A 10,258-nucleotide genomic window follows, 5' to 3' on the forward strand; every position below is an offset into this window, starting at 1 on the left:
AGCAACCGAGTGTCCACTGTGGAGTGAGTGCGACGACAGCGTCCTTCCTCACGCTCAGCGTGAGGAAGGCGTCCTTCGCCGCACGACTTCGGAGCCACTGGAGTACCTGGCGTCACCACAGTCCCATCAGCAACAGCATCCACCTAGGTGATCTTGAAACAGCCGTGGGGAGTTTAGTGGTCACTTGCCGGGTAATCCGCGATACCTTGTCGCTTCTTCGAATGCTTTTGTAAAGTGGTGGCGGTATATAATTCTCCTGTTGGCGTTCTCTGCGGCCTATGCGGTCGCGGTCGCTAGGGAGGTATTACTGGGTGGCGACTAGTTGCCAGTGGCCGGAGGTGCGGACCCAGACGCTGAGTACACGGAAAGGCCGGGGATGTGCTCGCCGCGGTACAGGCATTCGGATTTGTTGGATGTCGCTGCGCATGGCAGATCGCGAGCGGCCTGGATGACCCGTTCCGGTTGCTTGCTGGCGGGCCGCGCGGGGGCCACTTCCCGGCGCCAGACGCTGCAGGCTTCGATGGCGTGGAGTCTTGCGCTGCTTGACGACGAGGAGCGGGTGGTGTTCCGCCGGCGGGCCGTGTTCTCCGGAGCCTTCAGCCACGGGGCCGTCGAAACAGTGTGCGGTGGTTCGCTGGCCATGGTGGGGCGGCTGGTCGACATGTCACTGGTGTCGATCTGGCGGGAGGGGACGGCCCGGTGCCTTGACGACGTCGTGGCCGCGTTGACCCGGGGTCGGGGGCCACGCCACCGGCCGCAGATCGGTTGGGCGAGCCTGACACCGACTGAGTTGGACATCGTGCGGCTGATCCGGGAGGGACTGTCCAGCCCGGAGATCGCCAGCCGGCCGTACATGAGCCGGGCGACGGTCAAGGCTCACCTGACCCGTATCTACGCCAAGCTGGGTGCCGCCCAACCGGACGGAGCTGGCCGTGATCGCGGCCGGCCGTCGGTGATCAGGGTGTTTGCCGGGGCCGGTTTCGGGTTAATTTTGGGTCGTGTCCAGTGATGCCGGTCTTGATGAGCGTCTGCAGGTGCTCGAGGCGGTCACGGACAGCGCGCTGACCAGCCTTGGCCTGGACGCGGTGCTGGTGAAGCTGCTGGAGCAGGTGGTGGGGCTGCTCCGGGTGGACACGGCGGCGGTGTTGCTGGTTGAGCGCGGGTCGGACGAGTTGGTGGCGACGGCGGCGTTGGGGATCGAGGAGGAGGTCTGGCAGGGGGTTCGGGTTCGGATCGGGCAGGGGTTCGCCGGGCAGGTGGTGGTCCGGCGAAGACCGGTGGTGCTGAACCGGGTGGACCACTCGACGGTGATCAACCCGTTGCTGTGGGAGAAGGGCATCCGGACGATGCTCGGGGTGCCGATGGTGGTGCGGGACGAGGTGCTCGGGGTGCTCCATGTGGGGTCGCTGACGCCGCGGCGGTTCACCGATACGGACACCGAGCTGCTGCAGCTCGTGGGGGACCGGCTGGCGCTCGCGGTGCACGCGCAGTTGGCGATCGCGGAGCGGGCGGCGACCTCGGCGCTGCAGCGGAGCCTGCTGCCCGGGCGGCTGCCCACGGTGCCGGACCTGGAGTTCGCCGCCCGGTACGTGCCCGGGGCGAGCACCGGGGTGGGCGGTGACTGGTACGACGTGTTCGAGCTGTCCGGTGGGCGGCTGGGGATCGCCATCGGCGACGTGGCCGGGCACGGTCTCACCGCGGCGGTGATCATGGGGCGGGTGCGCAGCGCGTTGCGGGCCTACGCGCTGGACTCCGCCGACCCGGGAGCGGTGCTGAGCAAGCTGGACCGGCAGGCCAGCCATTTCGAGCGCGGCACGATGGTCACCATCGGTTATGCCGTGGTGGATCCGTCCGTCGGCGAGCTGCGGTTGAGCCTGGCCGGTCACCTTCCTCCGGTCCTGGCCGTACCCGACCGGCCCGCGGCCTTCGTGGACGTTCCGGTCGGTCCGCCCGTCGGGTTCGGGCTGGCGACCGGGCACCGCCGCAGTGGCTCAGTCGAGCTGCCGCCCGGCGGGGTGATCGCCTTCTACACCGACGGCCTGGTGGAACGACGCGACAAGCCGCTGGACGACGGGCTGGCGTTGCTCCGCGAGTCGATCATCACCGGCGCCCCGGAAGCGGTCTGCGCCCGGGTCATGAAGGCCATGGTCGGTATGCGTCCCGCCCAGGACGACGTCGCCCTGCTCGTCATGCGGCGCACGGCGGCGCGTGATCACCGGGCCGGGGCCGGCTCCCGATTCTTCTCGCGGTAGGCCGCGACGGCGGCGGATTGAGTGTGTGCGTCCCAGCCGAGGTGCGGGGCGATCAGGTCGGCGACTTCGTCGGCCGCGGCGGCGCCGGCGTCGGGGTACTCGATGGCGATCCGGGTGCGCCGGGACAGGATGTCGTCGAGGTCCAGCGCGCCCTCGTGGGTGACCGCGTAGACCGCCTCGGCGGCGAGGTAGCCGCCGGCTTCCGCCAGGGGCGCGGCCAGGTCGCGGTCCCGGTCGATCATCGCCAGCAGGTCGGTCAGCGCGGAGCCGTACCGGCCGAGCAGGCGCTCCACTGTGGACAGTGGGAGGCCGGCGCGGGCGGCGACCGTGTGCCGGTCCGCCCAGAGCTCCCGGTAGCCGACCGCGCCGTGCAGGGGGAGATGGCGGGTCAGCGACGGGGCCACCGCGCGGCCGAGGCCCTTGGTCGCCGCGTCGACCACGTCGGCGGCCATCACCCGGTAGGTCGTGTACTTGCCGCCGGCGACGACGAACAGGCCGGGCTCGGGCTCGGCGACGGCGTGCTCGCGGGACAGTTTGGTTGTCTCGCTTGACTTTCCATCGAGGAGGGGGCGCAGGCCGGCGTAGACGCCGACGATGTCGGTGCGGGTCAGCGGCTCGCGGAGCCAGGTGTTGACCTGGGCGAGCAGGTAGTCGATGTCAGCCTGGGTCGCGGTGGGGCAGGCCGGGTCGGCGGTGTACGGCGTGTCCGTGGTTCCGACGATCCAGTGCTGGTTCCAGGGGATCACGAACAGGACGCTCTTCTCGGTGCGGGTGATCAGCCCGGTGGAGAGCCGGATGCGCTCGCGCGGCACCAGAAAGTGCACGCCCTTGGACATTCGCACCTGGAACGGGGCCTCGGCGCAGAGCCGCTCCGTCCACACCCCGGTCGCGCTGATCACCCGCCGGGCGCGGACCACGAGTTCCGTACCGGACAGCAGGTCGCGCACCCGAGCGCCGGTGACCTCGCCGCCTGAACGCTGCAGCGATGTCGCCCGGACCCGGGTCAGGACAGTGGCGCCGTGCTGGGCGGCGGTTCGAGCGACCATCATGGCGAGCCGGGCGTCGTCGACCTGAGCGTCGAAGTACCGCACCGCGCCGGTGAGGGCGTCCGGGCGCAGTGCCGGCGCGAGCTCGAGGGTCCGGCGCCGGGACAGGTGTTTGTGCATGGGCAGGGCGCCGGCGCCGCCGATGCTGTCGTAGAGCAGCACACCGGCGCCGACGTAGGCGCGCTCCCAACCGCGGTGGCGCAGCGGGTACACGAACGGCACCGGCCGGACCAGGTGCGGAGCGAGCTTGCGGAGCAGCAGGCTGCGCTCCCGGAGCGCCTCGCGCACCAGCGCGAAGTCCCGCTGCTCCAGGTAACGCAGCCCGCCGTGGATCAGCTTGCTGGACCGGCTCGACGTGCCCGCCGCGAAGTCGCGCTCCTCCACCAGCGCGACCGACAGGCCGCGGGACGCGGCGTCCAGGGCGGCGCCGGAGCCGACCACACCGCCGCCGATGACGAGCACGTCGAACTCGGTCCCGGCGAGGGCGCGCACCGCCGCCGCCCGGTAGGCGGGGTCGAGCCGCGCGGTCATCGATCCTCCACTGTGGACTTAGTCTACGTCGCCGTCGACCCAGTCGAAGGACTTGGTGACGGCCTTCTTCCAGTTGCGGTAGATCCGCTCCCGCTCGGCCGCGTCCAGCGCCGGCACCCAGCGCTTGTCCTCGGCCCAGTTCGCCCGCAGGTCATCGAGGCCGCTCCAGTAGCCCACCGCCAGGCCCGCGGCGTAGGCGGCGCCGAGGGCCGTTGTCTCGGCCACCTTGGGCCGCACCACTGGAACGTCGAGCAGGTCCGCCTGGAACTGCATGAGCAGCTCGTTGGCGACCATGCCGCCGTCCACCTTCAGCTCGGTGAGCGCGACCCCGGAGTCGGCGTTCATCGCGTCCAGCACCTCGCGGGTCTGGAACGCGGTGGCCTCGAGCACGGCCCGGGCCAGGTGCTCCCTGCTCACGTACCGGGTGAGGCCGACCAGCGCGCCGCGCGCGTCCGCCCGCCAGTACGGGGCGAACAACCCGGAGAACGCCGGCACGAAGTAGGCCCCGCCGTTGTCCTCCACGCGCCCGGCCAGGGTCTCGATCTCGGCGGCCGAGGAGATGATGCCGAGGTTGTCCCGCAGCCACTGCACCAGCGCGCCGGTGATCGCGATGGAGCCCTCCAGCGCGTAGACGGGCTGCGCGTCGCCGATCTTGTAGCAGACCGTGGTGAGCAGTCCGTTCTTGCTGGCGACCTTCTCCTCGCCGGTGTTGAGCAGCATGAAGTTGCCGGTGCCGTAGGTGTTCTTCGCGGTGCCGACCTCGTAGCACACCTGGCCGAACGTGGCGGCCTGCTGGTCGCCGAGGATGCCCGCGATCGGCACGCCGTTGAGCACCCCGGTGGCGATCCCGTACTCCTCCGAGGAGGAGCGGATCTCCGGCAGCATGGACAGCGGGATGCCCATCTCCGCGGCGATCCCGGGGTCCCAGGACAGCGTGTCCAGGTCCATCAGCATGGTCCTGGACGCGTTGGTCACGTCGGTGGCGTGCACCCCGCCGTTCACGCCACCGGTCAGGTTCCACAGCGTCCAGGTGTCGGTGTTGCCGAACAGCAGGTCCCCGCGCTCGGCCTTTTCTCTTGCACCGTCCACGTTGTCCAGAATCCAGCGGATCTTCGGGCCGGAGAAGTAGGTCGCCAGCGGCAGGCCGACCTTCGCCTTGTACCGCTCGGCACCGCCGCCCAGCGCGCCGAGATCCTCCACAATGGACTGAGTGCGGGTGTCCTGCCAGACGATCGCGTTGTATACGGGCTGACCGGTGTGCCGGTCCCACACCACGGTGGTCTCGCGCTGGTTGGTGATGCCGGCCGCGGCCAGGTCCCCGGTGTTGAGGTCCGCCTTGGCCAGCGCCTGGCCGACCACGTGCCGGGTGTTCTCGCTGATCTCCGCCGGATCGTGCTCGACCCAGCCGGCTCTGGGGAAGATCTGCTCGTGCTCCTTCTGCCCCACCGAGACGATCGTGCCGGCGTGGTCGAAGATGATCGCCCGGGTGCTGGTCGTGCCCTGGTCGATGGCGAGTACGTAGCGGCTCATTGACTGTCCTTTCTAGAACACGACCTGGGAGAGCAGACCGGCCAGGACCCCGCCGACGATGGGGCCGGCCACCGGCACCCAGGCGTAGCCCCAGTCGGAATCCTTGGCCGGCCTGGCCGGTTGCGCGGCACCGGGGCCGCCGACCCCGACCGCGACCGAAGTTGCCTTGTACTGCAACGGAAGCACCGCGTGCGCGATCCGCGGGCCGAGGTCGCGCGCCGGGTTGATGGCGTAGCCGGTGGGGCCGCCGAGCGACGCGCCGATGCCGACCACGAGCAGCGCCACGGCGAGCGGGCCGAGCTGGCTCGGGGTCTTGGCGAACGAGAGGATCACGAACACCAGCACGAACGTGCCGATCACCTCGGTGACGAAGTTCCAGCCGTAGCTGCGGATCTCCGGTGCGGTGGAGAACACCCAGAGCTTCTTCCGCTCGTCCTCCTCGGCCTCGAAGTGCTTGCGGTAGGTCAGGAAGCACAGCACGGCGCCGAGGAAGGCGCCGACCATCTCGCCGGCCAGGTAGACCAGCGTCGAGCCGAACGTGATCGGCACGTCCGCGGCGAAGTTGTCGGCGCCGCTGGCGATGATCCCGAGCGTCACCGCGGGGTTGAGGTGCGCGCCGGACTTGAAGGCGACGAACACGCCGGCCATGACCGCGAGGCCCCACCCGAAGTTGATCAGCAGCCAACCCCCGTTGAAACCTTTCGATTTGGTGAGTAGCACGTTCGCCACGACGCCGGCACCGAGTAGAAGCAGCGTGCCGGTGCCGAGCAGCTCGCTGACGAACACCTCTCCGAGTGCCACGGTTCCTCCATTCGTCGTTGAACGGGCGGGGAGTGAGCTGAAGGTACGTAGGGGATCCGGCACCCTCAACGGAGTGCGGTCGACAATGTCGAACGGGTGTCCTGGCTCCGTAACAGCGGCGCGGCTACCGTGCGTGGCTATGACCTCCGCCACGGCCCGCCGGCGTTCGACATTGCCGACAACCCCGTGGTTGGGTAGCTTCCGCGGCATGCCGGGACCCATCCAGTCGATCGAGCGGGCGGCGGCGATGCTGCGGCTGCTGGCCCGCGGCTCCGGCCACCACGGGCTGGCCGAGATCTCCGCCGCGCTCGGCCTGCCGAAGGGCACCGCGCACGGGATTCTCCGGACGCTGCAACGGGTCGAGTTCGTCGAGCAGGACCAGAGCACCGGGCGGTACCGGCTCGGCGCGGCGCTGCTGCACCTCGGCACCAGCTATCTGGACGCCAACGAGCTGCGCTCCCGGTCGATCAACTGGGCGGACACCCTGGCCTCGCGCAGCGGGCAGGAGGTGCGGATCGGCATGCACCATGACGGTGCGGTGCTGGTCGTGCACCACGTGTTCCGGCCGGACGACACCATGCAGACGCTGGGCATCGGCGGCATGCTCCCGCTGCACGCCACGGCGCTGGGCAAGGTGCTGCTCGCCTACGACCCGGAGCTGACCGCGACCATCCGGCGGCGCGAGCTCACCTCGCTGACCCGCCGGACAATCGTCAAACCGGCCGCGCTGGAGCGGGTGCTGGCCGAGGTGCGCACCGCGGGCTGGGCCAGCGAGGCCGAGGAGTACATGCCGGGCGAGGCCAGCATCGCCGCGCGGATCCGGGTGCCGGGCGGGCTGGTCGTCGGCGCGATCGGGATCTCCGGTGCGGTGGACCGGATCTGCGACGCCGCCAACCGGCCCAAGCCGGCCCTCGTGCAGCAGGTGTCGCAGGCCGCCGAGGCCGTCTCCCGCGCGCTGGCCGCGGAAAGCTGAGGTCTCAATGGCGCAGCGCTTCGTGATGTCGATCGACCAGGGCACGACGTCCACCCGGTGCATCGTGTTCGACCAGAACGCGCGGCTGGTCTCGGTGGCCCAGCGCGAGCACCGCCAGTACTACCCGCGGCCGGGCTGGGTCGAGCAGGACGCCGTGGAGATCTGGCGCAACGTGGACCGGATCATGCCGCAGGCCCTGCGCGAGGCGGGGATCGACGCCGCGGCGGTGGTCGCGCTGGGCATCGCCAACCAGCGGGAGACCATGGTGGTCTGGGACCGGCACACCGGGGTCCCGGTCGGCCGGGCCATCGTCTGGGAGGACATCCGGACCGAGGCGCTGATCGCGGAGCTGTCCGCGCATCCCGGCCTGGAGGAGGTCCGGCGGCGCTGCGGGCTGCCGCTGGCGACGTACTTCTCCGCGCCGAGCCTGCGCTGGCAGCTGGACCACGTGCCGGGCCTGCGGGACCGGGCCGAGCGCGGCGACGTGTTGTTCGGCACCATGGACACCTGGCTGATCTGGAACCTCACCGGTGGCGTCAACGGCGGTTTACACGTGACCGACGTGACCAACGCGTCGCGCACCATGCTGATGAACCTCACCACCCAGAAATGGGACGCCGAGCTGCTGTCGTTCTTCGAGGTTCCGCAGCAGATGCTGCCGGAGATCCGGCCGTCCACCGAGATCCACGGCCGGACCACCCGGGTGGTGCCGGGTATCCGGATCACCGCGGCGCTCGGCGACCAGCACGCGGCGCTGTTCGGGCAGACGTGCTTCTCCCGGGGCGAGACGAAATGCACGTACGGCACCGGCAGCTTTCTGCTGATGAACACCGGCACCACGCTGATCCGGTCGGATCACGGTCTGTTGACGACGATCGGCTACCAGATCGGCGGTGAGCCGGCGACCTACGCGCTGGAGGGCTCGATCGCGGTCACCGGGTCGCTGGTGCAGTGGTTCCGGGACAACCTGGGGCTGATCCACAGCGCACCGGAGATCGAGACGCTGGCGCGGACCGTCAAGGACAACGGCGGGTGCTACATCGTGCCGGCGTTCTCCGGGCTGTTCGCGCCGCACTGGCACAGCGAGGCGCGCGGCATCATCGTCGGCCTCACCTCCTACATCACCAAGGGGCACCTGGCGCGGGCGGTGCTCGAAGCCACCGCCTGGCAGACCCGCGAGGTGGTCGACGCCATGAACGCCGACCTGGGCGTGCCGTCGCCGGCGCTGAAGGTGGACGGTGGGATGACCGCCGACCACCTGCTGATGCAGTTCATCGCCGACGTGCTGGACATCCCGGTGACCAGGCCATTGGTGGCCGAGACCGTGTCCCTCGGCGCCGCCTACGCCGCCGGGCTCGCCGTCGGCTACTGGCCCGACCTCGCCGGCCTGCGCCGCAACTGGCACCCCGCGGCGCGCTGGATCCCGCAGATGGACCCGGACCACCGCGAATCCGAGTACGCCAACTGGAAACGCGCCGTCGAGCTCACCTTCGGCTGGGCGAAACCGCGCCCGCCGGTGGGCTGACCCGCGGCTGATCTCTAAGCCGAAGTTACGAATGATCAACTGCTTGCACATCGGGTTTGAGCTGGGCAGACGATCTCGAGCGGCGGCCGGGAAGGTGATGCGACGAATGCGTCCTTGGTCACCCTGGGCGTGACAAAGGACGCATTCGCCACACTCGGTCGACACGTTTTCGCAGGTGAACCACCGAGGTTCTACGCAGAGTCACAGCAACTTCGGTCTAAGGTGTCGGGACTGTGGACCTGACAAGCGGGGTCGCCGGCTTGCTGGTCGGCGGCGTGATCGGGCTCGTGCTCACCGTGTTTCTCGAGGACTACCTGAAGGCGCGGGCGCGCCGGCTCGGCTCGCTGACCAGGCGGCTCCGGGTGCGGGGGCGGCTACCGGAGGCGGGTGACCGGTTCCAGCTCGGGCCGCTGCACACGCCGATGGTGATCGTCGAGGGCGACGGCGAACAGGTGATCAACGAGCAGTCGGTTCGCCTCGTCATCGATCCGGTGCCGGTGGAACTACCGGCGGAGTTGGCGGTGTGGCGGGCGGAGATCGAGGCGGAGCAGGAACGGCGGCAGGCCGCAGGGGAGCAATTCTTCTGGAACGGGTTGAACTACGCCGTGTGCGGCCTGGTGATCAGCCGAACCGCGGTGAGTGAGTTACCCGAGGCGTGCTTGCGGTTGAAGCACGCCGACTATTACACGTTTCAGGCGGCGCAGCAGTTGGACCGCCAGTTTGCGGACGGGACGACGCCGCGAAGCCGCTATCTCGGTGCGGACCCGAAGTCCGCACCGGATTTCATGTGCTGCAGTTTCGGCACGAATGTCGCCGTGGTCACCGCGGACAACCAGCTGGTCGTGCAGAAGCGCAGCGGCCAGGTGGGGTCGCAGCCGAACACCTGGAGCTCCTCGGCGAACGAGGCGCTGTCGCGGGACCTGGACTCGCGGGGGCGGACCGCGCCGAACCTGTACGACGTGATGCGCCGGGGTATCGACGAGGAGTTGGCGATCGATGAGTCCGAGTACCACCTGGAGATGCTCGCGTTCATTGTCGACGCCGACCGGTCCCAGTGGGGTGCGTTGTTCTTCGCGACGTTGCACGAGCTGACCGGAGCCGAGCTGCTGGCGCGGCGTAGCCGGGGCGTGCCGGACAAGTGGGAGCACGACCAGGTTGAGCTCGTCCCGTTCGATGTGGACTCCGTGGTGCGACACCTGCTTCGGCCGGACCGGGTCGGCGAGTGGTCCTCGGTTGGGCCGCCGCTGTTCTACCTGGCGCTGATCCGACGATACGGTCGTGCCCGCGTTGAACGTGTGGCGGCGCGGATCGTCAGATCGTTGAACGAGTGAATCGTTCGGGCCGGGGACGGATCAACGAGCCGCCCCAAGGAACCCGGGTGTTCCTTGGGGCGACCCGTGTCCGGCCGGCGCTAGTCGACGCTGATGCGGTACTCGACGCCGCCGGAGTCCCGGCCCTGACTGTCGGTCTGGGACAGTTGCAACCCGAACTGTCCGCCCGCCTGCTTCTCACCGGCGGTGAGCTCGACGAAGGTCTGCAGCTTCTCTCGCGGGTTGACCAGCAGGCCCTGGATGCGCGCGTTCACCGGGTTGACGACCTG

Annotated in this window: 8 protein-coding genes and 1 pseudogene; 5 read left to right on the forward strand and 4 right to left on the reverse strand. The window is 69.6% G+C overall.

The window, feature by feature from the left end; genetic code table 11:
• Positions 1–520: 520 nt before the first annotated feature.
• Complete coding sequence (locus VGR06_RS42275) at positions 521–1,009, forward strand: helix-turn-helix transcriptional regulator (RefSeq protein ID WP_327564896.1); 489 nt, start codon at positions 521–523, stop codon at positions 1,007–1,009.
• Positions 999–2,252 carry a GAF domain-containing SpoIIE family protein phosphatase gene (locus tag VGR06_RS42280; RefSeq protein WP_327564897.1) on the forward strand — a complete coding sequence of 418 codons (1,254 nt, stop codon included), beginning with the start codon at positions 999–1,001 and terminating at the stop codon, positions 2,250–2,252. The genes VGR06_RS42275 and VGR06_RS42280 overlap by 11 nt, the downstream gene beginning before the upstream one ends.
• Here the strand turns inward: VGR06_RS42280 and glpD are convergent.
• Genes glpD through VGR06_RS42295 form a run of 3 tightly spaced genes read right to left on the reverse strand, consistent with a single transcriptional unit; the run spans position 2,213 to position 6,160 of the window.
• The gene (gene glpD, locus VGR06_RS42285; RefSeq protein WP_327564898.1) at positions 2,213–3,829 is read right to left on the reverse strand and encodes a glycerol-3-phosphate dehydrogenase; all 1,617 of its coding nucleotides are present in this window, start codon (positions 3,827–3,829) and stop codon (positions 2,213–2,215) included. The two genes, VGR06_RS42280 and glpD, sit on opposite strands and share 40 nt — an antisense overlap.
• An 18-nt stretch (positions 3,830–3,847) precedes the next feature.
• A complete protein-coding gene (glpK, locus tag VGR06_RS42290) occupies positions 3,848–5,359 on the reverse strand; it encodes a glycerol kinase GlpK (protein WP_327564899.1) in 1,512 nt (503 codons plus the stop codon).
• Between the two features lie 12 nt (positions 5,360–5,371).
• A complete protein-coding gene (locus tag VGR06_RS42295) occupies positions 5,372–6,160 on the reverse strand; it encodes an MIP/aquaporin family protein (RefSeq protein WP_327564900.1) in 789 nt (262 codons plus the stop codon).
• Positions 6,161–6,368: 208 nt separating this feature from the next.
• Here VGR06_RS42295 and VGR06_RS42300 point away from each other — a divergent pair, with 208 nt between their 5' ends.
• The 3 genes from VGR06_RS42300 to VGR06_RS42310 all read left to right on the forward strand — a co-directional run bounded on the left by VGR06_RS42300 (position 6,369) and on the right by VGR06_RS42310 (position 9,989).
• Positions 6,369–7,133, forward strand: a complete 765-nt coding sequence (locus VGR06_RS42300) for an IclR family transcriptional regulator (protein ID WP_327564901.1) — start codon at positions 6,369–6,371, stop codon at positions 7,131–7,133.
• A 7-nt stretch (positions 7,134–7,140) separates the two neighbouring features.
• Positions 7,141–8,658 (forward strand): glycerol kinase GlpK, encoded by a 1,518-nt coding sequence (glpK, locus tag VGR06_RS42305; protein ID WP_327564902.1) that lies wholly within the window; start codon positions 7,141–7,143, stop codon positions 8,656–8,658.
• Positions 8,659–8,891: 233 nt separating this feature from the next.
• Positions 8,892–9,989: a hypothetical protein gene (locus tag VGR06_RS42310; protein WP_327564903.1), complete on the forward strand. Its 1,098-nt coding sequence runs from the start codon at positions 8,892–8,894 to the stop codon at positions 9,987–9,989.
• A gap of 80 nt (positions 9,990–10,069) precedes the next feature.
• Here the strand turns inward: VGR06_RS42310 and VGR06_RS42315 are convergent.
• Positions 10,070–10,258: pseudogene (locus tag VGR06_RS42315) on the reverse strand (hypothetical protein); the annotation flags it as partial.

Origin of the sequence: Actinophytocola sp. (genome assembly GCF_036002505.1) — a bacterium.
GTDB lineage: Bacteria > Actinomycetota > Actinomycetes > Mycobacteriales > Pseudonocardiaceae > DASYTH01.

What these genes read in the sequence shown, in the direction of transcription:
- glpD (WP_327564898.1), bottom strand. Translation starts at nt 3,829, where the DNA reads ATGACCGCGCGGCTCGACCCCGCCTACCGGGCGGCGGCGGTGCGCGCC.
- VGR06_RS42275 (WP_327564896.1), top strand. Translation starts at nt 521, where the DNA reads ATGGCGTGGAGTCTTGCGCTGCTTGACGACGAGGAGCGGGTGGTGTTC.
- VGR06_RS42300 (WP_327564901.1), top strand. Translation starts at nt 6,369, where the DNA reads ATGCCGGGACCCATCCAGTCGATCGAGCGGGCGGCGGCGATGCTGCGG.
- glpK (WP_327564899.1), bottom strand. Translation starts at nt 5,359, where the DNA reads ATGAGCCGCTACGTACTCGCCATCGACCAGGGCACGACCAGCACCCGG.
- glpK (WP_327564902.1), top strand. Translation starts at nt 7,141, where the DNA reads ATGGCGCAGCGCTTCGTGATGTCGATCGACCAGGGCACGACGTCCACC.